Source organism: Streptomyces atratus, assembly GCF_040655115.1.
GTDB lineage: Bacteria > Actinomycetota > Actinomycetes > Streptomycetales > Streptomycetaceae > Streptomyces > Streptomyces atratus_D.
The window spans coordinates 44,682-67,231 of record NZ_JBFAJH010000018.1; the positions used below are offsets into that span (position 1 = coordinate 44,682).

The following is a 22,550-nucleotide window of genomic DNA, read 5'->3' on the forward strand; positions in this document are numbered from 1 at the left end:
GTGCCCACCCGCCCCAGTCGCTCGCCGACGCGATCCCGCGTCCTGGGTCCGTTTCGTCCGCGACGTCGACCAGGGCGCAGCCTGGCCGCCGTACACACACGAAAACCCGCGCGACCCGGGTATGGGCTGCCGAACCCCGCACGGTGCACGACCCACTGCGTCGTGTACGTGAGGCATCGCTGCCCTGAACCGCATGCTGTTCACGGCTTGGGCTCGGCGGTGGCGAGGTTGCCGACCAGCAGCTGGGTGCGCGGGTGCGCGTCCAGGCGAGCGGGCACCGGCGCTCCGTATCGGCCCCGTGGTGCTGGAGCCGCGGATGGGGCAGTGACCCCGGCACGGGGTGAGCGTGCCACGGGCGCCGCCCCGTAACGGGCGCGCCCCCGGCCGCCGACACCGCCGACCTGTTCGACCACCTCGACGACAGTCTTCTCGCGGCCACGGAGCGGAGCTGACTCATTCCGGGGGCGGCAGCAGCGGTCCCAGCGGTCCGAGGTCGAGGTTCAGGTCGTCCATGGTCAGTCCGTGCTGGGCGCAGAGGTCGCTCATGCGGTCATGCAGGACCAGCAGGGTCGCACCCAGCCGTTCCTCCTGCTCCTCGGTGAGGTCTCCTTGGTCGACCCGGTGCAGTGCCTGACGCTCCATGAGCTGACGCAGCAGCTCTACCAGGGTGAGAACGAGTTTGACGAGGTCTCGTTCCACGTTGTCGGGGTTCGTGCTGATCCGGTGAGGCCGGGGGTGACCGGTCCCGTCGGGCGCGGGCAGGTCGCGCGGAGCGGCCGGCAGCAGCCGGAAGGCGCGGGCTGCGGCGTCCGCGACCTCCTCGAGCCGACGCGCGGCGTCGTGGGGCTCCTCAGTCGCCACTGTCCCTCCCGGGCGGCGATGTACGAATGGACATGATCAGGGCGCGGAGCGAAATGCGCACGAGATCGATGTCGGCGATGGACAGCACCACATCACCGGTGAGGACCACACCGCCGCTGAGCAGCCGGTCCAGCAGGTCGACGAGGGCGACCTGGCGGCTCGCCAGAGGCTCCACCTCGGAAGGGGGACCGGGCATGGTCATGAATGTGCGCCTTCCGCCGCGTCGCCGGATGCGGCCGGTGGCATTGCGAAGGAGTACGGAGCCCAGGGGCCGGTGATCTCGACCCGCACCCCGGGAATTCCGTCGGCGGCGCCACTGACCTCGGTGCGGAACTCCTCGGCATGGTCAATGGGGACGAGATACGCGTCATTGACGACATTCTCACCCGGAGCGGTGGCCAGCTCGCCCTGCTGCACCCGGTGCCTGGCCCGGTCGGCGGCATGCCTGCGTCCTGCGGCCTCGACCCGCTCCGCCGCCCTCTGGGCCGCTCGGTAGACGTCGTCGCGCACACTCTGCTGTGCCTTGCGGGTACGGAGATAGGCGCGCCCCGGACTGAGGCCGTTCGCGGCTGTCGATCCGGGGCTGGGCGCGGAGGGTTGGGCAGACGGCTCCACGTAGATCTTGACCCCCCATTCGATATGCGCGGCCAGGTGGGACAGACGGTCCGCAAAGGCATTCCACTCGGACTCCAGGACGCTCCGCGCCCGATCGTCGTCGAGGTACACGGTCGCGAGCCGCAGCGGAAGAACCGCAGTGCGGGCGGCCAGCGCCTCGATCACCCCGTGGTGGGCGCGGGCGACCGCCTCCAGCCACTCCAGATTTTCGAGATGGTCCTTGAGGGCGTCCTCCTGAAAATCCTGTGCGGACACCCCGCTCACCGCGAGCACCAGCTCGTCACCGCGTGTACCCCTCACGAGATGGACCGGGGCGTCGGCCACACCGATGAGTGCGGCCGCGGCTTCCTCCAGTCCGCCGACGTTACGGGCGACCGCATAGGCATAGGTGACACGCTCAGTCATCGCGCGGCTTCTTTCCGCGGCGGCTCGTCCTGGGCTCCTGTTCGCCTTCCGGAAGTGCCTCGCCCTTGAGTGCCGCATCGACTCCGGGGACCGCCCGGCTCTCGGGAAGCCCACCGCTTCGCCGCAGCGTGTCGATCTCGGCCCGGAGGCGTTTGTTCTCCTCGGCGAGGGACCGCTCCCCGTGGGCACGGGACGACAGCGCGGGATCGTGCTCCCACCAGTCGATTCCCATTTCCTTCGCCTTGTCGACGGAGGCGACCAACAGTCGCAGCTTGATGGTCAACAGCTCGATGTCGAGCAGATTGATCTGAATGTCGCCCGCGATGACGATGCCTTTGTCCAGCACACGCTCAAGGATGTCGGCGAGGTTCGCGGACGAGGCTTGGCCGTGTGGCGGCGCCGCCCTGGAGGGGTAGGAGCCGAGCCTGTTGGCCATGGGCTCGGTCACGGCCCTGGCCTCGAGCTTCCTTGCCGGTACTCCCTGATCTCCTCCAGCCGGTCGAGCAGCTCGTCCTCTCTCCGGTCGAACGTCTCCTCGTCGATGCGCCCGGCGAGGAGATCCGCTTCGAGCGCGGCGAGGTCCTGCTGCACGGGTGTGGGGTCGTAGTACTCGTTCTCGGCCGCTTCAAGGACGCGGTCCACCACCCAGCCGACGCCGCGCACAGGAGCCAGCGGGAGGGTCACGATCTGAGTGAACAGGCCCATCGGATGTCCTTCAGACGAAGCTGTACGGGGGGAGGGGGCCGTTGAGCCGGAACTCGAACTCGTCCCCCATCTGGTTGGCGAGGCTCAACTCCGTGGTGAGGAAGCTTTCTTCCTGATCCTCGGCCACCAGAAACGAGGCGCTGAGGAAATCGCTGCCGGTCGGCTGCGAGATGTCCTGATCCCGGGCAAACGGACGGAGCGCCTCGACCACGCCTGTGGCCAGTGCGTCCTGGCGCGCCTGTACCTCCCGCGCGACCAGCTCGCCCAGCACAAGCGGGGTGTCGGGGCCGGCGGCGCCGCTGCGGATTTCGTCGTTGAGCTCCCGGGCCTCGCTCGAATCCTCGAGGATCTGGCGTAGGAGGGCTTCCTCGTCCTGCGCCACCTTCAGGTGATATTCGGTGCAACCCTCCAGCACCTGAAGCCTGTCCACGTACTCGGTGGCTCGCGCAACCAGTGCGGCTCGTACGGCTTCGTCGTTCTCTGCTGTGAGGCCGAATCTCAAGGGCAGCACGGTGCCGTCCGCCATGAGACGGTTCTGGACCTCCTGATGTGCGGTGAGGTCGCGGCGTTTGGGGCGCAGGCCGTCCGGTGCGTCGCTGACCACTGCGCTCAGTGGCCCCTCGGTGACCGTGCGCAGGCTCGAGGGAGGTTCCCCGACCCCGGTGACACCGTCGAGGCGGAGCGGATGCTTTTTGCCGGCGATGGCGTAGACGTATACCGCCATAGCTCACTCCTCCTCGCGTTCCCTCATGCGCCGCGTGGGCCTCCGTGTCGGCCGCCGGCGCCCTTCCACAGGTTCCTTCCGCTTCTCCTCCTCTTCGGTCTCCTCATCCTCGTCACCTCTCTCCCGGCCGCCCTTGAGAGTGTCGGTCACGGCTTCCACAGCGCCGGTGAGGGCTCCCTTGGACTTGCCGCGAGCGCCGCTCTCGAGCGTGTCCCCGACGATGTCCGTCAGCCGCGCCGGCTGCTTGCTCCCCGCCTCGAGGTCGAGGCGGTTGCAGGCTTCGGCGAAGCGCAAGTACGTATCGACGCTGGCCACGACGATGCGGGCATCGATCTTCAGAATCTCGATCCCGACCAGTGACACACGGACGAACACGTCGATGACGAGCCCGCGGTCAAGAATGAGTTCCAGGACGTCGTAGAGGCTGCTGCCGCCACCGCCTCTCGACACGCTGCCACCGCCTTGCGGTACCACTGTCATGGTGCCTCCGTTCACCGGCCGGCCCGTGTCTCTCAGCCTCGTCGGTCGATTTGTCCACGGGTGTAACGACGTTTTCGTTCGTAGGCCACCAGGTCGCCGTCCTTGTCCAGCGTTACGCGGTAGGTGGCCATCACACTGGTCGTCTCGGGAATACGCTCCAGCTCCAGCACCTCCACATCGGCCTCCCAGCCCTCTTCTGTCGGCTTCAGGGCCGACACCGATTCGGGGGGACGTCCGAGCAGCTCTTGCAGCTGTTCCGCCGCGGCACGCATGGCTGATGCCGGCTTGGCCCTGGACCGCCGCTTGGCGGGTTCTGCTGCGGCCATGGTCGGTCTCCGATGCGGGAGGGGCACCGTTCATCGCGTACACATACAATTCCATCATATAGGCGCATAGGCGACATCGGTGCAGGCGGTCTCACTGCGGCCCGCCGGGTCCCGCCCCTCCTCCTCAATGACCCTTGCCGGAGGGATCAGTTCATGAACGACACGACCAAGATCGCTCTCGCTGCCGCGGTCGCGGGCGGTACGTGCTCGGACGGGCGAAGAAGGGACGGCTCGCCTTCGCCATGGCGACGTTTATCGCAGGGCGGCGCTTCGGGCTCGATCCACAGCAACTGGTCACGGAAGGTCTGCGCAGACTCAAGGACGTTCCGCAAGTCGCCGAGCTGAACGAACGGATACGCGGGGAACTGCTGGACGCGGGACGTCAGGCACTCGCCGCCACGGTTGACCAACGCCTCGCGGATCTGGCCGAATCGCTCCACGATCGCAGGCTTCGCCTCGGTGTGAAGGGTGACGAGGAAGAGGAAGAGGGGGAAGAGGAGGAGGAGTTCGAGGAGGGGCCTGAAGGCGAAGGAGAGGAGGAAGAGCCTGAGGAGGAAGAGGAAGAGCCCGAGGAGGAGGAGAAAGAGCCGGAAGAGGAAGCGCTGCCGCGCCGTCGCCGAGCGCCGTCCAAGAAGGCCGCCCGGGCGGCACCCCGGAAGAGCGCGGCCAAGAGGCCCGAGCGAAAGCCCGCCAAGAAGGCTGCGCAGCCTGCGAAGAGGGCCCCGGCGAAGAAGGCTCCCGCCAAGAAGACGGCCACACGACGGAGGTAGGGCGATGGTCAAGACAGATCGTGACTCCGGCGGCGGCGAAGCCTCGGGTATGGACCTGCTGCGCGACGAGTTGGTCGACTATCTCGGCGCTGAGGTGGGGCACCTTGCGGACAAAGTCGGCGACAAACTTGCTGATCTCACCGACCAGTTGTTCGACATCGCGGAGAATGGGGGTGGGCTCTCCGCTCTGGACATCCGAGGGTGCCAAAGGAACGACACGCGGATGCGTCAGTTTCCATGAACTGGGCCTTGCTCTGACTCGGATTGTGCTCGTTGTCGAGTACTACCCTTCTGGGGTCTTCGAAAAGACCGGAAACCTCTGGCGGGCTCAAGGACGGCGTCTGCGCCTGGACTTCAAGCACTTCGCGCGCCATGTCACCTTCGCCGACGAAGATGTCGAAGGATGGCGCGGCGAAATCCGCGAGGGCGAAGTGGTCCGCACCCATGAAGAGGCCATGGAGGACGAAGAGGAATACGGCGAGGAGGCCGAGGGAGAAGACGACGAAGGCGAGGAGGAACGGGACGGCGCTGCGGACGGTGAATACGAGGAGGAGTACGAAGAAGAGGAGGAATGACCAGGCCGGCAGGCCGAGGGCGAGCTGGACAATGTCCAGCCAGATCTGGTTCCCCCGCGACCGGCACTCCGGGCCTGCCCCGGCCGTGGTCGACGAACCCTCACCTGCCCTCCCGCATCCGGCGCCGCAACCCCGGCCAACCGCCAGACACCTTCGCGTACTTCAGCGCGGGCGGTGCGCAGCGCGGCCGGACCCGATTCCCGCCCGACGCCGGCCTGTCGACCAGGCGTGAGACGGTCGGATCGGAGGCAACGGGCCCGACACGGCCGGCTCGGCCCGCAACATGCCCACATCCCCCAGGCGGTCCCCGCCCGGTGCCACCGTCAGCGCGACATCCAGCAGGATTCTTGCGCGGACCATGCACCGCCCGAGGTCTGTGCCACGGCTCAAGCGCCGCCGACATCGCCGCATCAAGACCAGTCCTGCGGATCGTCTCGACCAGCAACGCCGGTCTGCGAGACGACCCCGCGACCACTGCCCTCGACACGGACCCACGGATGGGACCCGATACGCCTCGTCACCTGGAAAGTGCCTCAGGCCGGTCCGGGAACAAGGCCTCAGAAGTCCTCATTCTCGCTTGTCAGAGGCACTTCCGCCTGCTGATCACCAGCCGGACAGCCCGCTTCCTGAAAGATCGAGGCCAGCCCACGGGGGTCCGTCGCGAGCCGGTCGTATGCCCAGGTGACGGGGGCGACGAGGACCCCGTCGGATGCGCCCCATGCGGGCGATGGCAGCCACCAACGGGGTCAGGGCAATGTCATCGCGGTGTCGCCGCTGAGGCCGAGACCGGCCGGCAGTGTGTTCGGCCAGAGGGGCCGGGTCAGGCCGTGCTTGCTCGGCGAGGGCGTCGGTCAACGAGGGTGTCGGTCAAGCCGGTGGGTCCGGTGTCCGACGCCCAGGGCCGGCCTTGACTCGGCCTTGCTTGCCGACGGAGACGCCACCCCGGGGGGCCCGGGCAACCATCGCCGGGAAGCCTTCCCTCTGCCCGATGCTCACGGCAGCCGACGCCGGCCGAGGCCTGGTCCGGCCACCGGCCGACGCCGGGGCAGGCCGGTCATCCGTATCCGAAGATCCGCGCGACGAAGAACGCGGCAAAGATGACCGATCCCAGCAGAATGAGTCCTGCCCATAGGGCGGGGTGTTCCCAGATGCCTCCGTCCGGGCGTTCCTGGTGGGCTTCGCTGATGCAGCCCTCGGCAGGTGGTGTCTCCCCTGGGGGATTAAGTGATATGGCCATACCTCCACCCTCTCCTGCCCACATCCCGTTCGCATTGCGCCCGGGGCAGTGATCCCGCTGTACGCACGGCCGGGGGAACGACGGGTGAGTCATGCGAGGCAGGCCATGCATCGTCCTCAGGAAGTTGAACAGACACGGTGCATCCCAGTGAAAGTGGCTGCTGTCGCGCCGGTGGCTGGATCGCCACCTGGACGGTCGCCGACGTCGAACGCTTCATCGGGACGCTGGTGGACCTCGGCGCCGTCAACGTCGTCCGGCCGCCGTGCACCCGCTGCGGAAGCCTGCGGTCGTTGGGGAACACCGACGGCACCGGACGGAGGATATGTTCGCCCTGCAGCAGCCACCGGAAGACACCGGGCTGGGCCTGCTCAGCCTGCGGAAACGACGCGACCCCGCGCTACGGCCGGGACCGCACAGGACGCGCCGTCTGCCGGCTCTGCTGTCTGGCCGACTGCCCGGAGGACCCGGAAGATCGCCTTCCAGATGCGGACGCCTGTCTGGTGTCGGACCCAGGCATCCGAGGTCGGGGACGTCTGCCGGACCGTCGTCGACCAACTTCTGGAGGTCAACGCGCTCTACCGACTCCGCGCCGCCCAGGGGATCGTCGGGCTGAGGAAGAAGTACGACGAAACGCGACTGGAGGCCGCCTGCGCGAAGGCAATCGCGGTCGGTGATCCGTCCTGCCGAACCATCAAGGGCATCCTGATCGCCGGCACCGAGACCGACCCGGAGCCGGAGTCGAGCGGGGACGCGGGAGCCGCGGCCTTCCTTCACGGGCCCCAGCGACTGTTCGCCTCCGTCGACCCGTCCGAGACGGCGGACGACATCCACGACGATCAGGTCCACGGCGAGGCTGAGGGAAGCATCTGATGAGCGTGATGGACTCAGCCTTGTGTGAGTCGCTGAAGTCCCTGCGGCTCTCGGGCATGCTGGAAACTCTCGACGCCCGCCTGGCCCAGGCCCACGGCGGTGAACTCGGGCACCTGGACTTCCTCCAGGTCCTCTGCCAGGACGAGATCACCCGCCGCGAGACCGTCGCTTTCCAACGGCGCCTGGTGCGGGCAAAGTTCGAGCAGCAGGTCACGTTGGAGGAGTTCGACTTCACCGCCTCCTCGAAGCTCCCGGCCGCCCAGATCCGAGATCTCGGGGCCCTGCGCTGGCTGCACGCCGGCGAGTCGGTCATCCTCTTCGGCCCGGTCGGGGTTGGCAAGACCCACGTCGCCCAGGCCCTCGGCCACCTCGCGGTCCGCCAGGGCGCCCACGTCCGCTTCGCCAAGACCAGCCCGGGCGCCGGTCGGACCAGCAGCCGCACGCCTCCATCTCGGGAAAGGTGCCGCCGGTCCACCAGCCGCCCTCGCCGTGGCAGCGCGGGCAGCCCGGCTGGGGCCGGGCGGTGATCTCGATGCGGTGCCGACGATGTCGAACAGGAATGCCAACGGGGAATGCGCGGCGGGCGGGGTCAGGATCTCGGTCACGGTGACATCTCCTTCGGGCGGGTGGTGCGATCAGGCGGCCAGGCGGTGCGTGGCCGGGGGAACGGTGTAGCTGCTCGGGTCGGCCGGGGTGCCGTCGTGGCACTCCAGACAGGAGCCGAGCCTTTTGAGCGGTATTGGCGCAGAGCATTTGTTCCGTGGCTGTCGTATTCCTGCGCAAGTAGGTCCGTCAGGCCTCTTGTACGTGGGTATGGTCCGTGCGAATTCGCTGGTCGAGAAGCGGGGCCGTACGGGATGCTGCACGCGTGATTGAGCGAGGCGACGCCGTTCAGGCTGTCGAAGAGCAGCTGGAGCGCGACTGTCAAAAGTGGCGGACCGCGGGTGTCGATGCGATGCGCATGGCTGTGGTCGACGTCGAGGAGCACGAGCTGGTGTGGATCGTCTCCTGGACCTCCGAGGAGTTCGTACGTCTCGGAACTCGGAGTTCATGCTGGCTGGCAACGGGCCGTACCTGGTCGACCGTGTCGACGGCGGACTGCACCAGATCGGCGTCGTCTCCGCGGTGACCGGCGAGTGGGAGACCGACTACCGAGCCCGGATACGTGGGCTGCCGGTGCACACCGCAGTAGACGATCTACACGATGCGCTGTGCGGAATAGCCGCTACGCGCGGACGCATGCATGCTGTGCGGACACTGCGCCAGAGGCTGCCCACGCTCTCGCCTGCGGAGGCTATCGAGTACGTGAGCGCGTTACTGGACGGTGATGCGCCCGCGCGCCTCGTGGCCGTCGCCACCAAGGAACTCGTCGAGCCTCTCAACCCGGTACTTGCGGTGCAGACCATTCTGAGTGGAGCGGTGATCCGAACCGGTCAGAGACCCGACGGATGACGGGAAAGCCAGTCGGCATGCCGATCGCGCATCCGGTCCCGTTCCTCGGACGTGGCAAGGAAGACGTCGGCGCCACCGTCGTAGGGGTGGTGGACGCGCTGCATCCGGGTGTCGGTGATGAGGACGCCCGCCACCTTGTCATCGGCGATGTCTCGGAGCAGCTCGTCGATGCAGCCACGCCGCCAGGGCCGGCGGGCGGCGAAGAGGTGGCAGTACGTGCGGAACTCAGGGTCAGGATCGTCCTCCACCAGCAGGCTCTGCCAATACCCCGTGACGGGTTGCGATGGTGGACCCTCGGCTTCGGTCGTCCAGAGCGGAGTGATCACATACACCTCCGCACCAGCAAACAACTCATCGAGGACGGTGTTGTAACGCTCCAGGACGACGGTGTACTCGCTCCCGTCCTCCGCGTATCGCTTTGACTCCGGCAGGCTGTGAAAACGTACCCAGACATCTCGATACGGGTCACGGAGCTTGTACCCAACCGGAGGGCAATTGGGCCAATGCTGATGCCACAGCTCCGTCAGATCCGCCTGCCCGTCTCCAGACACCCGCTGCACTCGTCCTCTCGCATATGTACCCACCGACGACCACGATGCCGGGGCTCACCCACGAGAGAAACCGACTTCTTGGCTGCTGCTTCGCCGGCTGCTGATGTAGCCGGTCCAGTCGCGCTTGACGAACTTCGTCCAGTCCGTCGCGCTGGTCCCGGTGAGGGCGGCGGACGAGCAGCGCAAGGAATGGGCTGGCCTCGTTTCGCACCAGCAAGGCAAGATCGGCTGTGTGATAGGCCATCCCCAAGACGATGCCGAGTTGCTGGCCCTGGTTCGCCGCTATGTCACGCCTGAGCGACGCTACCTGAAGCTCGGCGGCAGCATGCTGCGCATGCAAGGTCCTGAGTGCGACCGATTCATGCGAGATCTCTGCGAGGACGCGGGACTCATCACCGCGGGTGAGATCGCCACTCTCCTTGAGGGCGGCTGGCGAGAGCGGAGAACTGCGGCTTGGCTCGTAGCTGTCTCCCGCCGGACCGAGTTCCGTGAGCGCCTCGGGGAACTGCTGCTGGCCAGCGAGGTCTGCTGTGTTGGGCTGGCCTATAGCGTGGCCCTGGCCAGTTTCGGAACGGCGCGCGACGCTGATCTGCTCGCCGCCTATCTTGATCGCTACCTCTGCCGCCCTGACCTCGCGTACGACCAGACCGTCGTCATGGGCGCTCTTCAATTCATCAACGTGAATCTTGGAGGTGATCAAGCCGACCGTTTCCTGGGCCCGGGCGGCCTGTGGCAGCAGTGGCTCCAGGATGCGTCTCACATGCAGCCCAAAACGGACCCCATCCCCTCCTTTTTGAGCCTCATTCGTCGGCTTTGCGCCTTCGTCGACGAATGTGCCGAGGCGAGATGACGGCCCCATCTCGTGGTGGTCTCGCTGGACCATGGCTCGCCGTACAGACCCGCTGTACGAGCGTCAGGCGGCGGGCGGAGACGTCACCTAGAGACCATGATCAATCTCAGCGATAACCACGGTTCGATTGATCCTACCGACGCTAATTGCATTGGATGCGAATAGACGACACCCGTCCTGGAGGTGGGCCCAGGACCGCACGGAAGCGGCCCCACCAGGGACGTTGGCCTCGGAAGTACGGTAGCGGCCTCGTCGGCGAACATCTGCAGGTCTCACTCCATCGAGCGATTGAACTGCGAAGACGCCCCCGGGGTGCATCTGATGCGAAATTCTCGCGTCAGATGCGATAGACGGAGAGTGATGGCGGATGGGTGGGGACGGTCTCGTTCCAGGGTCTGCTCGGCTGCACCTGGTGGACGGTCTGCCGTTGCTGCGGCCGGACGAGCAGGTCTTCGAGGCGATGATCAAGGGCTGGCGCAACCAGCAGCTCGCCCGGAATCTCTCGCAGGGGTACGTCAATGACCAGGAACGCACGGTCCGGTCCTTCACCCGGCATGCCGATGCGATGCCGTGGCAGTGGGCGCCGCAGCACGTCGACGAATGGTCGGCCGATCTGCGGGCCGTGCACGGCTGCGTCCGTTCCACCCTGCGCAACTACCAGGGCTCAGTACGGCAGTTCTGCGACTTTCTGACCAACCCAGCCTACGGCTGGAGTGAAGAGTGCCTGCGGCACTTCGGGACCCACCCAGTTCAGGTGGTCTACGACTGGAACGCCGCGACCCACGCGGATGAAGCGGAGGGCGAGCCAGAACGCCGAGCCTTCACCAGGCCCGAGCTGGAAGCGTTCTTCGACCATGCTGACGAGGAGGTCCTGCGCGTTCGCGGCAAGGGCCGCAAGGGCTGGTTGCCGGCCTTCCGGGACGCCGCCTTGTTCAAGGTCGCATACGCCTATGGCCTGCGACGCAACGAGACCCGGATGCTGAATCTCACCGACTTCGGCCGCAATCCGGAGGGCCGGGAGTTCGGGGAGTACGGCACCCTCCTGGTCCGCTACGGCAAGGCCAAGAAGGGGTCCCCGCCCAAGCGCCGCAGCGTGCTGACCGTCTGGCACTGGACACCCGGCACCGTCGAGGAATGGATCAGCGAGGTGCGGCCCGGGATGCGGCATTCGACCAGCCGGGCCCTCTGGCCATCCGAGCGAGGACCTCGGGTCGGGGTCCAGCGGCTGGACTCCCGCTTCGCCGCCTACCGGGACGCCGTCGGCCTGGACCCCAACGACGACTCCCTGCCTCTGCGGAGCCGCATCGTTGCCGCACTCGTTCTCGTCTATGCCCAGCCTGTCAGCCGCATCGTTCGCCTCACCACCGACGACATCACCGACGACGGCAGCACCATCTCCGTCTGCCTGGGAGATCCGCCGTCTCCCCTCCCAGAGCCCATCGCCGCACTGATGCGGGCCTACTTGCACTCCCGCCCGCATCTGCCCTACGCCAGCAGCCGAAGTGCTCGTTGGCTCTTCCCCGGCCGCCAGCCCGGTCAGCCGATGAACCCGGCCAGCCTCCAGGCCCACCTACGCGAGATCGGCGTCCCTCCACAGCGCGGCAGGACTTCCGCGATCCGCCAGTTCGTCCTCCAGGCCCCAGCCCCCGTCATCGCGAAGGCCCTCGGCTACCACGACAAGACCGCCACCCGCCTCGTCGCGGAAGCCGGCGGAACCTGGAGCCGATACGCCCCCGGTGACCACTCAAAGTGACTCAGCCCTACTCGCTCGGCGACCTCTGGAGCCGCCTGTCTGCTTCTGTCATGCCCCTTCGACGCCGACGTGCATGCGGTGGTGACGAGGGGCGTCGATCTCGTCGAGCAGGGCGAGCGCGAAGTCACTGTGGGAGATGCGGCTGGCCATATTGACGCCGGCCACGGAGTACTGGCCGGAGCCCGCCCCGGCGTTATCAAAGTCACCGGCTGGGCTGACGATCAGCCAGTCCAGAGCGGTCATCGAGGCACGCAGCACAGCTGTCCCGGCCGCATGAGCGAGGCAGAAGGGCCGGTATTCCTGCGGAAAGCCCGGGGTGTCCATCAAAGGCATACCGTCACCGGTCTCAAGTGTTGCCGCCAGGCCGACGGCAACCAACCGTCCCACACCCGCTCGCGCCAGCCCATCGACGAGAGCGTGGGCAGCGGCTGTGAAGAAGACATCCGGCTGGGCGCCAGCATCGTAGGCGGCCATGATCGCGGCGTCATGCCCGGCCGCGAGATCGGCAACAGCGTCGGTGTCGGTGACAGCACCGGTCAGGATGCGGACTCCCGCGCTTTCAAGGTCCTGGTACTTGGCTGGGTTCCGGACGACGGCAGTGACGTGGTGCCCTCGGTGGAGGGCCTCGCCAACAACTGCCCGCCCGGCGCGCCCGCCTGCCCCGAAAACAATGATCTTGCTCATGGACTACCCGCCTCGCCTCTCAAGAAGCTCTGCCTTTCGACGTGCCTGAGCAAGGTAGCCGCACTCATGGTTACCTCCTGGATACCGCACTACGATGGCTCTGTGACCAAGCCCCTGGACCCGGAGATGTTCGACCCGCTCTGCCCCTCTGACCTCGTGCCGATCCGTGTGGGGGACAAATGGGCAGGAATGATCATCCAGTGCCTTGCGGGCGGCCCCCGACGGTTCTCTGAACTACGGGTCCCACTGCGGAGCATCACGCCCAAGGTGCTCACACAGTCACTCCGGGCGCTGGAGCGTGACGGCTTCATCGTCCGAACGGTCCATGCGGGACCTGCCCGGCACGTCGAGTACGAACTGACCTCGCTCGGCCGGAGCCTCCTTGACCTGCTGGACGCGGCACGTGCCTGGGCAGAGGCACACCTGGACGAACTCATCGACGCCCGCGAAGCGAGATCGCCCGCCAACCGCACCAGCTGATTCAGCGTTGCCCCGCCTCACTCACGGTGATCTCATCCGCGACATGGCAACGAATACGCGACACATCAACATGCGACCTCACCAGTCCCCGGGCCGTAGAGTCCCGTGTGTTCACGGAAACTGAAGCCTGTTCAGTGCGAACTCGCGGGTCGGTCCGTGTGCATCAGCTGGGCGTGTCTGTGGGTTCGGCGGGAACGTGGGGGTGGGTGAGAGCCGCCGCTGAAGATGAGACTTGACATGCCCTCTGACCTGGCCACTGTTGATTAGATGAATATCTAATCGAGGCCATTCTGGGGCATGGGAAATGAGAGTGGAGCTGACCAGGGGGTTCTCGCTGCGTGTGAGCTCAGATCGCCGTCACGTCGCCGCTGTTGTCGTGGACGATGGCCTGCCACTCCAGCACCGGGCAGGCAGCGACCAGCAACGTGTCCAGCCCGTCCACGCCGCTCGCGGCGAGGCGGCCCATTGCCTCGTCGTGGACGGGGAAGTTGCCCTGCAGCGCGTCGCAGTGACCGCAGCCGTTGGACAACTGCCGCTCGCGCATGGTCCTGCTGTAGCGGCTCTTGGCACCGCACTTCCCAGCCTCCGTCGAGGCCCTTGCCGAGAAACCCGCCGCCCGCCGACTGCACCGCCGTCGGCGAGCAGTCCGGGCACCGGTCCCTCCATCACTTCGACTCCGCGGGCCCCGAGACAGCTCCGTCGCCGCTGGGAGCGACACGTCAACGAGCAACGCCCCCGCCATCGGGCAGGCGTTGCTCGAGATGGTCTGTTTCAGGATGCCTTTTGGTCGGTGGGCTTCTCGATCTCGGTGGTCACCCGTGCCCCTCGGAAGAGCACCGGGAGCCACAGGAGACATGCCAGCAGGGGGACCGCGGCGTAGGTGGCCATGCCCACACTGGAGCCCAACCCGTCCATGAGCGCGCCGAGGACGAGATAGCCGATGCCGATGAGCGCCGACTCCACGAATGCGATCATCGACAGCAGGCTCGCCCGGTGGCGCGACGGCACTGCCTCGTTGAACACGTTGTCCACGATCACGGCGGTGATCTCGGGAATTCCGACCAGGACCAGGAACGCGGCGATGGTGACCCAGACAAGGCCGAGGCCGCTCAGGCCGAGCGCCACGGCGAGCGTCAGGAGAGACACCGGGACGATGACCCGATACCCGATGCGCCGGTCCGCGCGGTCCGACAGCAATGGAGTGAGCCCGCCGGCGAAGAATCCCGCCGATATGACCACGCTGACCAATGCGGTGCCCGCTCCCTGATCGGAGAGGGTCTTCTGCGTAAAAATGATGTACGGCGTCAAAGTCGCATGCATCAATCCGGACACCACGACAAGCGTCACAAGCGCCGGCGTGGCGACCCGAAGCATCGCCCGCCATGCTGTGGCGTCGCCGTGCTCCTCCTCGGCTCCGTCCTGCTCGTCCACCGCGTCCGCGCCGCGGATCTCGGGCACCCGTGACATCAGCACCACCACGGCCAGGACGAGGCACGCCGCCGAACCGACGTAGACGACTCCCCAGGAAATCTGCTGCAGTTGGCCGCCGAAGACGATGGCAGCTCCCGAGGTGACCGTCCCGAGCATGGTGAACCGGGACTTGATCTTGACGTAGCTGGCCGTTGCACCACGACGCACGAGCAGGTCGTACAGCAGGGCGGTGTCCGAACCGGACACACATGCCATGCCCACGCCCTGCCCGATGAACAGCGCCAGGAACACCCAGTAGTTGGAGAACGCCACCTGACCGAGCAGACATCCAGCTATCAGCACCTGGCCGATCACGATGCTGGCACGCCTGCCGATTCGGTCGGCGATGACTCCCGTCGGCAACTCCGCAAGTCCGCTGACCAGGTAGAGCAGTGTCTGAAGTAGGGCCACTTGCCCGGGGGAGAAGCCTCGCTCATAAAGGAAGAGGACGAATACGCCGCGCTGGAACAGCGTGTTGGCGAGCACGGCGTATACGTAGAACGGGCGCGTGACGCTTCGTGCCGCATCGTCGACTGCAGCCGACCCGCCAAGGGCCTCCATGGTGCCGGTCATCCTGCGAGCTCCCCCTGGTGACTCCGGTGATCATTAGCGTTGGACCTCCGCCGACCAGCTCATCGGGCACACCCGTCGCCGCGAACACCGTTCGCCGGACCACCTCGTCGGACCGCACCCCGAACAAGGGAGGCCGCACATCCGCAGAAGCCCCCCGCAGGCCAAGCCCCATCATGCTCGCGACCTCGGCCGGCGGACACCGGTTCACGCGTGCCATCCGGTCCACCCAGGACTCGAACGCCTCGCCCGCCCGCGGAGCCGTGACCAGCGCTAATCGCCGTGGCGACACGCGCGCACCCCCCGAAGGCGACCCCATCACTTAGGGGTTCACGCTATCAAGTGCACTAACATTGGGGTTCACACTTTCATTCTGAGCTTCGGCTCTCAGTGGGCTGTGAGGCGGCGGGCTTCAGCCGTTACCTCGGCATCAACCTGGTCCACTGTTCTGTCGCCGTATTCGAGGACGTCGTACTCGTCATCGAGTTCGGCGCGCCGCTCTGTCAGGGCCAGCTCATGTCCGTAGCGCTGGTGAATTCGGAAAGTGAACTCCCGAAGTGTCAGCTCGCCAGCGAGCATGCGGCGTGAGAGCGCTCGGGCGGCGGCTTCTTGGCCAGCATCGCTGGCGACCGGATAGAAGGTGAGGCCGAGTTCGTTGAGTGCTTCGGGGAGCAACTCGTGGACGTCGTAGTCCGCCTCAGCGCGTGTGCAGGCAGCGAGGACTCGAAGGCCGGGGGTGTCGAGTCCGGCGACGAGCGCATCACAGGCGGCATTGACGATGTCGCTCGCACGGATTTCTCCCATGCTCCAGAGGACGGCATGGTCTTGGAGAGCGATTGATGCTGCTTCGGTCGACGTCACTCACTCATGATTACCTTCACGGCACGTCCCGGTCGAGCAGATTTCGCCGAAGTTGCTGTTCAGCGGCCTGCTCCAGCAGCGCCCGTGCGGAGTCCGCGTAGCGCATGGCCGTCTTCTCGTGAAGCCCGAACACCTCGGCGAGATGGAGGGGGTCAGGGCCCCGGACCATGGCCTCTTCGAGTTGTCGATCGACGCGGAGTCTTTCCAAAGTCGCTTCCTGCCCGCGCAGGGGCCCGCGGACCCAGCGATTGCTGGCGCGACCGGTGCCTGTGGCAGTCTGGTTGTTGATCAGCAGGTGGAGGTTGGCCGTGTTCGGCCAATGCTGGCGCCGGTATTCCAGCCAGTCCAGCAGTAGTTTCAGGGTGAGATCGTCAAGCGGCCGGACTCGCCCGGCGATGGTCAGGCGGCGGTTCCCGACGTCGACGTCGTCGAGCATGACGGTGGCGATCTGAGCGACCCGGGCTGCGTGCACCGCCGCAAGAGCGAGGACGAGGCGGGGGCCGGGGTGGTGGCCGTGGCGACAGAGCGGTCGATCTGGTCGGGTGCGAGCGGTTGGAGCATGCTGTACTCAATCTGGCCGACCTTGATGCGGCTGGCCGGGTTGCGAAAGATCAGGCCCGACCGCTTGGCCCGAGCGAACAGTGAGCGTAGGGCGACGAGCTCGTCCATGCGGTGGTGGCCGTGCAGTGTCTTGGCATGGGCTAGTACGTCTTCGCGGGTCACCTCCCGCAGGTGGTCGTAGCGGTTCGACCACGCCGACAACGCTGGGCGGGCCCGGTTGAGGTAGAGCCGGACTGTGGCCTGCTGCCGAGGCAGGCTGCGGGGGCCGCCGTCACGGAGAACTCGGGTCCAGCGTTCGGCTTCCGCAGCGATGCCGGGGGCGATGCCGTCCAGACGCTCGGTGAGCCACCGCTCGAAGAAGGGTTCCTCGTCGTCCCGGAAGATTCCCATTTCCTCAAGGACCGTGATGACGTGGCCAACCCGCAGGTCGAGGGCCCGGAGCGGGGTGAATATCTCGCTGTGGCGGATGACATCGCCCTCGGTGTATCCCGTGAGAACGATGGCCAGGCCGCGGTTGACCGCGAAGCGGATACCGCGTCCCCAGCCCCGGGCTTCGGCGAGTTGGTGGGCGAGGTGCTTCGCCCAGGCCAGCCAGGGGCCGGCCAGGTCTGCGGCGGCCGGGTCGAGCCGGCCGAAGTCACGCGGAACCTGCTCGAACAGTGGCAGTTGCCTCCAAGCGGTTCTCGGCCTGAGCGCGACATGGGTGGCGGCTTGCGGGATGCTTCTCGTGCCTTGACGTGGTGCAGGGCGGTGAGAGCTGATCCTCTGCGGTAGTGCAGTCCCACGAAGAAGAGCTGGTGATGGCGCACGGCCTGGAGCCACGGGGTCATCACCTCGCCGCTGACGGTGGGCATGCCGGTGGCGGTCCTGGCGTTGAGTCGGGCCTGGCACCAGCACAGACGGCAGTACTCCCACTTCAGCGGCTCGACTCGCTGGCATCCGATACAGACGGCCGTCTCGTGGCTGCGGCCGAACATGTAGCAGGTGTGACAGAGTCGGCCGCGGAAGTCGCCCCAGGCCAGGCAGCCTGGGCAGGAGCTGGTGGGCTTGACGTAGCCCTTCGGGAAGCGTGCCATCAGTTCACTCCGGCGGCAGCGACCGGCCGTCCCGACGCTTGGGGATCACCGCCGGTGCGGCGGCCCCCGCGCCGACCGCCGCTCGTTCCGTCTCCGCCTGCCCTGGGCGGCTGACCTTCTCTGGCTCGGGGATCAGCAGGTCGCCGATCTCGCAGCCGAGGACGACGCAGATGACGTCCAGGTCTTCCAGCTTGAGCGAGACGGGCTGCCCTGACCACAAGCCGGACATCTTCCCCGCCGAGATCACCAACCCGTGCTCGGCCAGGTTCCGCTGGAGCTCGGAAGCCTTCCAGACCCCTTTGTTCGTGGCGGTCAGCCGCAGGTTCCACCTCATCAGACCAGTCCTTCCAGCCGCTTCGCGGCCCGTTCCATCCCGGCGACCCAGGCGTCCTCGACCCGGGTCTGCTGGACGTGGATGTATCGCATCGTGGTGGCGATCCACGAGTGTCCCAAAACCTCCTGGATTGCGAGCAAGTCGGTCCGGTTACGTAGAGTTGGGACGCGCAGAAGTGCCGCAGGACGTGCGGTGTCAGCTTCTTGCCCCACCCGGGCAGGTGCGCTTTGGCCGCGTCCTTGAGCCCATTACGCAGGGCGTCGTCGCCCACCCGGCGCGAGGACGCGTCGGTGTTCTTGCGCTCAGAGGGGAACAGCGGGGCTCCGGGGCGGGTGTGGTCGTCGTCGAACTGGCCCCAGACGTCCTCGATGAACCACCGAAGGGTCCGGTCGGCGCCGTTGATCAGCGGCACCATCCGTTCGCGCGGCCCCGATCCGCGGGCGCCCTTGCCGTGGCGGACGTGGAGCTTGCCGAAGCGGCCCCGGTCCCACTTGATGTCGTCCAGGTCGAGCCCGCATGCCTCGCTGACCCGCAGGCCGATTTGGGACAGCAGCTTCGAGGCGGTGTAGTTCCTGGCGGTAGGGGCGAACTTGCGGCAGGTGGCCAACTCGCCGCCCCAGCCGGTGAAGAGCGTTCCAACCTCCGGCTCGCTCGGTGGAATCCGCAGCTGGGCGTCTTTCGCGCCGCGCGGCTTGTTCATCTCGTCGATCGGGCACTCGATGACCCGGCCGGTCATCCGGTGCAGTTCGGCCTTGTGCCGCAGCTCCAGGAACATGAAGTACGTGGTCAGCGCCTGGGACCGGGCCAACCGGGTGCCACTCGGCGAGCCACGCAGCACCTTCCCGAAGTACGCGTCGGCGTCGGCCGGCTCCATATCCCACAGTGGTCGGCCGAACCAGGTCCTGACCTGGTCCAGGTGTCCGACATCCCCGCGGATCGTGCCGTCTGCCAGTCCTGCCGAGGCACGTGCGAGAACGAACCCGGACAGCGCGTCGGTCTCGAACTGCTCCAGTTCCTCCGCCGACGCGGGCGCCAAGTGCTCGCGCAGGTCCCGTACAACTGCCAGCGCCGCCAACCCGAGCCCCCTCACCTTCGGCCCGACTGCTGATCGGTCGGACGAGGTGAGAACGCTTCAAGAATCCCGAAGTTACGTCACAAGGCCACAGTGCCCAAGGAGGAAGAACCCCCTGGCCACGGGGTCAGGTACTCAGCGGGGCCCAGGGGAACTCACGGGATGTCGCACAGAAGCACTGGTCCAAGGCCCCGACCCGCTCCACCTCGCGGAGGTCTTCGGGCTCGACGAGAAGACCGCGATGCGCTACGCGGACTCCGCGCGGGCCCTGCTGGAACAGGCCGCCGAGTAGCCATCGCAGTGAAACCCGCTCGACCTGGTTACCTTCTTGAAGAGATCCTTTGGGCATGGAGTTCCTCTGCTACCACCGCGACCGGCACGGCTCCCTGCCGCTGCGCGACGAGCTACTGGAAGAGCATTGGTCCTATATGGACCGGTACGGGAAGGAGATGATCGCCCGGGGCCCGACCCTCGCCGACGACGGCGACACGCCCACCGGAAGCGTGCACATCGTGGACCTGCCCGATCCCGTCGCCGCCCGCGCGTTCGCCTTCGACGAGCCCGGCTACCAGGCCGGCGTCTACCGGGACGTGCTGCTGCGGCGGTGGCGCAACCTGCTGGGGCGCACCATGTGGGACTTCGCTGGTGGCCCGACCGGCGGCAACCGGTACCTGGTGCTCGGCCTCGGCGCGGGGCAGGCCGCCGACCTCGCACTGCCGCCCGACCGCGACGAGCTGATTGCCTACGGGCCGCTGCTGTCCGACAACGGCACCACCTGGCTGGGCACGGCCGCGTTGGTCCGGGCGCCGGACCCAGACACGGCACGCGCCATCCTGACCCCGGACCGGTACGCCGACATTGAGGTGCACAACTGGCAGTTCGGCGGGCGGCCGTCCTGACCCGAGGACGTCCGGCCGACGTTACCGCCGAAGCCCTTCGGATCGCTCAGCATCCCCATGTTCCACCCGAACTCACGGATGCACCGGCCTGATGCATACCGGTAAACCCGTGGGTTCGCGCTGAAGAGCCTTCAGTTTTCGCGAACTCGCGGGGCTCATGGGGTATCGCCGAAGTAAGCCCAAAAGGGGCCACGGGATGATCTTGAATCCGTGAGAGCTCGGCCCGTCACCCGTTCGGCTCAGTGTCGTTGGGGGGTGATGTTGACTGTCGTCTGGGGCCTGGGGTGGGGTGTGACCTCGATCGAACGGACCGCGTATCCGCGGTTCAAGCGGCTGATCACCGCGCATGAGTTGCATCTGTTCTTCTCACCGACTCGCGATGAGCTGGAGTGGGCCGCCGACCGTACGGACAGCGATGAGCATCTGCTGGCCCTGCTGAAGTCGCATCAGCGCATGAGGTGCTTCCCGAAGGTGGAGGACGTCCCGGAGGCGGTGGCGGAGTTCGTGCGGCGGGCGGTGGAGCTGCCGGAGTGCACGCTACCGGTGTATCGGGCGGCGAAGACGATGAAGAACCACCGGGGGCTGGTACGGCAACGGGTTGGCGTGGCCTACGACCAGGTGCGGGCCCGGCGGATCGCCGAGGAGTCGATCGGCCGGGAGGCAGCGTCGCAGAACCGGCCTGCGGACCTGATCAACATCGCGTTGGAGAAGGTGGTGGAGGCCGGGCTGGAGCTGCCGGCGTTCTCCACTTTCGACGCGATGGCCTCGACCCTCCGCAAGGAGGTGAACGCCGAGATCTGCGGGGGTATCCACGACCGGATGAGCGCGCCGGAGCGGGCTGGACTGCTGCGGCTGCTGGAGGAGCGCGAGAGCGACGGCACGACCCTGTACAACGGCTCAAGAAGCCCGCCCAGGGCCCGACCTGGTCACACTTCAAGAACCTGGCCGAGCGGCTGGAATGGGTGGACGGGCTCGGCGATACGGGCATGTGGATGGACGACGTCGCGGCGGGGAAGATCACCGACTTCGCAGGGAAGGCGGACGCGGCCGACGTGGCGGAGCTGCGGGACTACAAGCCCGTCAAGCGCCTCGCGCTGGTGGCGTGCCTGACGCACAAGGCGCGGATGCGGGTGCGTGACGACCTGGCAACGAAGTTCTGCAAGCGCGTGGCGATGAAGATCAAGAAGGCCAAGGCGGAGCTGCTGCTGCGCTACCTCTCCGACACGCCGCTGCGTTGGCGAGTGACCGCGGCGACGAACAAGGTCGAGTCGTCCAACCGGTTCTCCCAGTGGATCGGGTTCGGCAACCGCGGCGTCATCGCCGACAACGACCCCATCGAGCAGGAGAAGGCGATGAAGTTCAACGCGCTGCTCACGAACGCGGTCATTTTTCACAACTCCCTGGACATCGCGGAGATCGTGCGGCAGCTGCTGGAAGAGGGATGGGAGATCGACCCGGAGGATCTGGCCCACATCTCGCCGTACCTGACCGAGCACATCAACCGGTTCGGCGAGTACAGCACCCACGAACTCGGCGTCGAGCCCGACGCGTACGACCCGAAACTCGACGTCGACTTGACCCCGCAGCGCGAGCAGGACCTGGCCGCTGCCGGCCTCGGCCAGGCCGCCTGATGGCGGGCGCGGCCGGAACGAGCGGCGAGACGGTGAACAACCCCGCACGCGCGGGCCGGTGCCTGTACCGCGCCGAGCGCGCTTACGTCGACGACGAGGGCATCGGCCACGACGTCCCGGCCCGGTACGCCACCGGCCACACCACCACGGGCACGCCGATGGACGAGTGGGACTGGCCCCAAGGGCTCGACCTGTGGGACCTGGTCGACGTCGACGAACAGGGGCAGGTCCTCATCGACCCGGCGCCGTTCGACGAGCAGTGGACGAGCGGCCCGGCTCAGTTCACGTCCCTGCATGCGGTGAATCAGGCCCTGGCGATGTTCCTGCCCGGCATCGGCTCCGCGAGCGCCGTCCGCCATTCGGGGGCGCCGAAGGCGTCCGCGAAGTACTGCGTCTCGTGCACGACATGCCCGTGGGCGAATTCCATGATGCTCACCGAGCGGCTGGGCACTCCGTCGTAGGTGATGACGCACTCGCTGACCCACAGGTCCCCGCCGCCGACAATCCGGTGGACGGCGAAATGCCGGCTGGCGGGGTGCCCGCCACGTTGCGCCGAGATCGTCGTGCGGCCCCGGAATCGTTCACCTGACTGGGGGTAGTCGAGGATCGCGTCCGCAGCGTAGATGGCGTGCTCGGCTTCGGTGTCCCCATGTTCCGATGCCCGCCAGTGTTCCTCGATCGCGGCCCTGGTCCGGACGTCAGGATCCATCGCGTTGTCCCTTCCGCACGCGGCCGAAG

General features: G+C 67.0%; 29 protein-coding genes and 4 pseudogenes. 13 read left to right on the forward strand and 20 right to left on the reverse strand.

What is annotated here, in order from left to right; all coding sequences use genetic code 11:
- Positions 1-453: 453 nt before the first annotated feature.
- From AB0I23_RS20655 to AB0I23_RS20690, 8 genes are read right to left on the reverse strand one after another with little or no spacing between them, the layout of a single operon-like run.
- Entirely contained in the window at positions 454-861 is a 408-nt protein-coding gene (locus tag AB0I23_RS20655; protein ID WP_359111106.1) for a gas vesicle protein K, read from the reverse strand.
- Positions 851-1,063 carry a gas vesicle protein gene (locus tag AB0I23_RS20660; protein ID WP_359111108.1) on the reverse strand — a complete coding sequence of 71 codons (213 nt, stop codon included), beginning with the start codon at positions 1,061-1,063 and terminating at the stop codon, positions 851-853. Before AB0I23_RS20660 ends, AB0I23_RS20655 begins: the two co-directional genes overlap by 11 nt.
- Entirely contained in the window at positions 1,060-1,881 is an 822-nt protein-coding gene (locus AB0I23_RS20665; RefSeq protein WP_359111110.1) for a GvpL/GvpF family gas vesicle protein, read from the reverse strand. The genes AB0I23_RS20660 and AB0I23_RS20665 overlap by 4 nt, the downstream gene beginning before the upstream one ends.
- Entirely contained in the window at positions 1,874-2,317 is a 444-nt protein-coding gene (locus AB0I23_RS20670; protein WP_359111247.1) for a gas vesicle protein, read from the reverse strand. Before AB0I23_RS20670 ends, AB0I23_RS20665 begins: the two co-directional genes overlap by 8 nt.
- Positions 2,318-2,325: 8 nt before the next feature.
- Positions 2,326-2,586 (reverse strand): gas vesicle protein GvpG, encoded by a 261-nt coding sequence (locus AB0I23_RS20675; protein ID WP_359111111.1) that lies wholly within the window; start codon positions 2,584-2,586, stop codon positions 2,326-2,328.
- Positions 2,587-2,596: 10 nt separating this feature from the next.
- Complete coding sequence (locus tag AB0I23_RS20680; protein ID WP_359111113.1) at positions 2,597-3,310, reverse strand: GvpL/GvpF family gas vesicle protein; 714 nt, start codon at positions 3,308-3,310, stop codon at positions 2,597-2,599.
- Positions 3,311-3,313: 3 nt separating this feature from the next.
- Positions 3,314-3,790 carry a gas vesicle protein GvpJ gene (gene gvpJ, locus AB0I23_RS20685; RefSeq protein WP_359111115.1) on the reverse strand — a complete coding sequence of 159 codons (477 nt, stop codon included), beginning with the start codon at positions 3,788-3,790 and terminating at the stop codon, positions 3,314-3,316.
- 32 nt (positions 3,791-3,822) lie between these two features.
- A complete protein-coding gene (locus AB0I23_RS20690) occupies positions 3,823-4,116 on the reverse strand; it encodes a gas vesicle protein (RefSeq protein ID WP_359111117.1) in 294 nt (97 codons plus the stop codon).
- A 203-nt stretch (positions 4,117-4,319) separates the two neighbouring features.
- Between AB0I23_RS20690 and AB0I23_RS20695 the strand changes: the two genes are divergently transcribed.
- From AB0I23_RS20695 to AB0I23_RS20700, 3 genes and pseudogenes are all read left to right on the forward strand, one after another.
- A complete protein-coding gene (locus AB0I23_RS20695; protein WP_359111118.1) occupies positions 4,320-4,886 on the forward strand; it encodes a hypothetical protein in 567 nt (188 codons plus the stop codon).
- 4 nt (positions 4,887-4,890) lie between these two features.
- Positions 4,891-5,127: a hypothetical protein gene (locus tag AB0I23_RS41720; RefSeq protein ID WP_436846969.1), complete on the forward strand. Its 237-nt coding sequence runs from the start codon at positions 4,891-4,893 to the stop codon at positions 5,125-5,127.
- Positions 5,072-5,461 (forward strand): annotated as a pseudogene (locus AB0I23_RS20700) (SRPBCC family protein); the annotation flags it as partial. The gene AB0I23_RS41720 and the pseudogene AB0I23_RS20700, both read left to right, overlap by 56 nt.
- A gap of 95 nt (positions 5,462-5,556) precedes the next feature.
- Here AB0I23_RS20700 and AB0I23_RS20705 read toward each other — a convergent pair.
- Positions 5,557-5,982: pseudogene (locus tag AB0I23_RS20705) on the reverse strand (transposase); the annotation flags it as partial.
- Positions 5,983-6,515: 533 nt separating this feature from the next.
- Positions 6,516-6,698: a DUF6480 family protein gene (locus AB0I23_RS20710; RefSeq protein WP_359111120.1), complete on the reverse strand. Its 183-nt coding sequence runs from the start codon at positions 6,696-6,698 to the stop codon at positions 6,516-6,518.
- A gap of 483 nt (positions 6,699-7,181) precedes the next feature.
- Between AB0I23_RS20710 and AB0I23_RS20715 the strand changes: the two genes are divergently transcribed.
- The 4 genes and pseudogenes from AB0I23_RS20715 (at position 7,182) to AB0I23_RS20735 (ending at position 9,020) form a co-directional block, all read left to right on the forward strand.
- Positions 7,182-7,568, forward strand: coding sequence for a hypothetical protein (locus AB0I23_RS20715; RefSeq protein ID WP_359111122.1), 387 nt, complete (start codon positions 7,182-7,184; stop codon positions 7,566-7,568).
- Positions 7,568-7,981, forward strand: a pseudogene (locus AB0I23_RS20720) (ATP-binding protein); the annotation flags it as partial. The gene AB0I23_RS20715 and the pseudogene AB0I23_RS20720, both read left to right, overlap by 1 nt.
- Positions 7,982-8,436: 455 nt before the next feature.
- The gene (locus tag AB0I23_RS20730; protein WP_359111123.1) at positions 8,437-8,697 is read left to right on the forward strand and encodes a YrhB domain-containing protein; all 261 of its coding nucleotides are present in this window, start codon (positions 8,437-8,439) and stop codon (positions 8,695-8,697) included.
- Entirely contained in the window at positions 8,619-9,020 is a 402-nt protein-coding gene (locus AB0I23_RS20735) for a hypothetical protein (protein ID WP_359111257.1), read from the forward strand. Before AB0I23_RS20730 ends, AB0I23_RS20735 begins: the two co-directional genes overlap by 79 nt.
- Here AB0I23_RS20735 and AB0I23_RS41725 read toward each other — a convergent pair.
- Complete coding sequence (locus AB0I23_RS41725; RefSeq protein ID WP_436846970.1) at positions 9,002-9,604, reverse strand: DUF3885 domain-containing protein; 603 nt, start codon at positions 9,602-9,604, stop codon at positions 9,002-9,004. The genes AB0I23_RS20735 and AB0I23_RS41725 overlap by 19 nt on opposite strands.
- A gap of 199 nt (positions 9,605-9,803) precedes the next feature.
- Here AB0I23_RS41725 and AB0I23_RS20745 point away from each other — a divergent pair, with 199 nt between their 5' ends.
- Entirely contained in the window at positions 9,804-10,421 is a 618-nt protein-coding gene (locus AB0I23_RS20745) for a DUF6000 family protein (protein ID WP_359111249.1), read from the forward strand.
- 412 nt (positions 10,422-10,833) lie between these two features.
- Positions 10,834-12,174 (forward strand): tyrosine-type recombinase/integrase, encoded by a 1,341-nt coding sequence (locus tag AB0I23_RS20750; protein WP_359111127.1) that lies wholly within the window; start codon positions 10,834-10,836, stop codon positions 12,172-12,174.
- Positions 12,175-12,222: 48 nt separating this feature from the next.
- Here the strand turns inward: AB0I23_RS20750 and AB0I23_RS20755 are convergent, their stop codons facing one another.
- A complete protein-coding gene (locus AB0I23_RS20755; RefSeq protein WP_359111129.1) occupies positions 12,223-12,858 on the reverse strand; it encodes an NAD(P)-dependent oxidoreductase in 636 nt (211 codons plus the stop codon).
- 102 nt (positions 12,859-12,960) lie between these two features.
- On the opposite strand from AB0I23_RS20755, the gene AB0I23_RS20760 reads away from it, so the two are divergent.
- The gene (locus AB0I23_RS20760) at positions 12,961-13,338 is read left to right on the forward strand and encodes a winged helix-turn-helix transcriptional regulator (protein ID WP_359111131.1); all 378 of its coding nucleotides are present in this window, start codon (positions 12,961-12,963) and stop codon (positions 13,336-13,338) included.
- A 346-nt stretch (positions 13,339-13,684) separates the two neighbouring features.
- Here AB0I23_RS20760 and AB0I23_RS20765 read toward each other — a convergent pair whose 3' ends face one another.
- The 7 genes and pseudogenes from AB0I23_RS20765 to AB0I23_RS20795 form a co-directional block, all read right to left on the reverse strand.
- Positions 13,685-13,882: a hypothetical protein gene (locus AB0I23_RS20765; RefSeq protein ID WP_359111132.1), complete on the reverse strand. Its 198-nt coding sequence runs from the start codon at positions 13,880-13,882 to the stop codon at positions 13,685-13,687.
- 227 nt (positions 13,883-14,109) lie between these two features.
- Positions 14,110-15,381: an MFS transporter gene (locus tag AB0I23_RS20770; RefSeq protein WP_359111133.1), complete on the reverse strand. Its 1,272-nt coding sequence runs from the start codon at positions 15,379-15,381 to the stop codon at positions 14,110-14,112.
- A gap of 384 nt (positions 15,382-15,765) precedes the next feature.
- Positions 15,766-16,239 (reverse strand): hypothetical protein, encoded by a 474-nt coding sequence (locus AB0I23_RS20775; protein WP_359111135.1) that lies wholly within the window; start codon positions 16,237-16,239, stop codon positions 15,766-15,768.
- 16 nt (positions 16,240-16,255) lie between these two features.
- On the reverse strand, positions 16,256-16,675 hold the full coding sequence (locus AB0I23_RS20780; RefSeq protein ID WP_359111137.1) for a hypothetical protein: 420 nt from the start codon (positions 16,673-16,675) through the stop codon (positions 16,256-16,258).
- Entirely contained in the window at positions 16,639-17,622 is a 984-nt protein-coding gene (locus AB0I23_RS20785; RefSeq protein WP_359111138.1) for a hypothetical protein, read from the reverse strand. The genes AB0I23_RS20780 and AB0I23_RS20785 overlap by 37 nt, the downstream gene beginning before the upstream one ends.
- A 258-nt stretch (positions 17,623-17,880) precedes the next feature.
- Positions 17,881-18,210 (reverse strand): helix-turn-helix domain-containing protein, encoded by a 330-nt coding sequence (locus tag AB0I23_RS20790; protein ID WP_359111140.1) that lies wholly within the window; start codon positions 18,208-18,210, stop codon positions 17,881-17,883.
- 205 nt (positions 18,211-18,415) lie between these two features.
- A pseudogene (locus tag AB0I23_RS20795) lies at positions 18,416-19,084 on the reverse strand (tyrosine-type recombinase/integrase); the annotation flags it as partial.
- A 545-nt stretch (positions 19,085-19,629) separates the two neighbouring features.
- Here AB0I23_RS20795 and AB0I23_RS20800 point away from each other — a divergent pair.
- From AB0I23_RS20800 to AB0I23_RS20810, 3 genes are all read left to right on the forward strand, one after another.
- Positions 19,630-20,181, forward strand: coding sequence for a YciI family protein (locus tag AB0I23_RS20800; protein WP_359111142.1), 552 nt, complete (start codon positions 19,630-19,632; stop codon positions 20,179-20,181).
- 291 nt (positions 20,182-20,472) lie between these two features.
- Positions 20,473-21,291, forward strand: coding sequence for a DUF4158 domain-containing protein (locus AB0I23_RS20805; protein WP_359111144.1), 819 nt, complete (start codon positions 20,473-20,475; stop codon positions 21,289-21,291).
- Positions 21,234-21,812 (forward strand): Tn3 family transposase, encoded by a 579-nt coding sequence (locus AB0I23_RS20810; protein WP_359111146.1) that lies wholly within the window; start codon positions 21,234-21,236, stop codon positions 21,810-21,812. The genes AB0I23_RS20805 and AB0I23_RS20810 overlap by 58 nt, the downstream gene beginning before the upstream one ends.
- 304 nt (positions 21,813-22,116) lie before the next feature.
- On the opposite strand, the gene AB0I23_RS20815 is transcribed toward AB0I23_RS20810, so the two are convergent.
- Positions 22,117-22,521, reverse strand: a complete 405-nt coding sequence (locus AB0I23_RS20815; protein WP_359111147.1) for a nuclear transport factor 2 family protein — start codon at positions 22,519-22,521, stop codon at positions 22,117-22,119.
- Between the last annotated feature and the right edge of the window lie 29 nt (positions 22,522-22,550).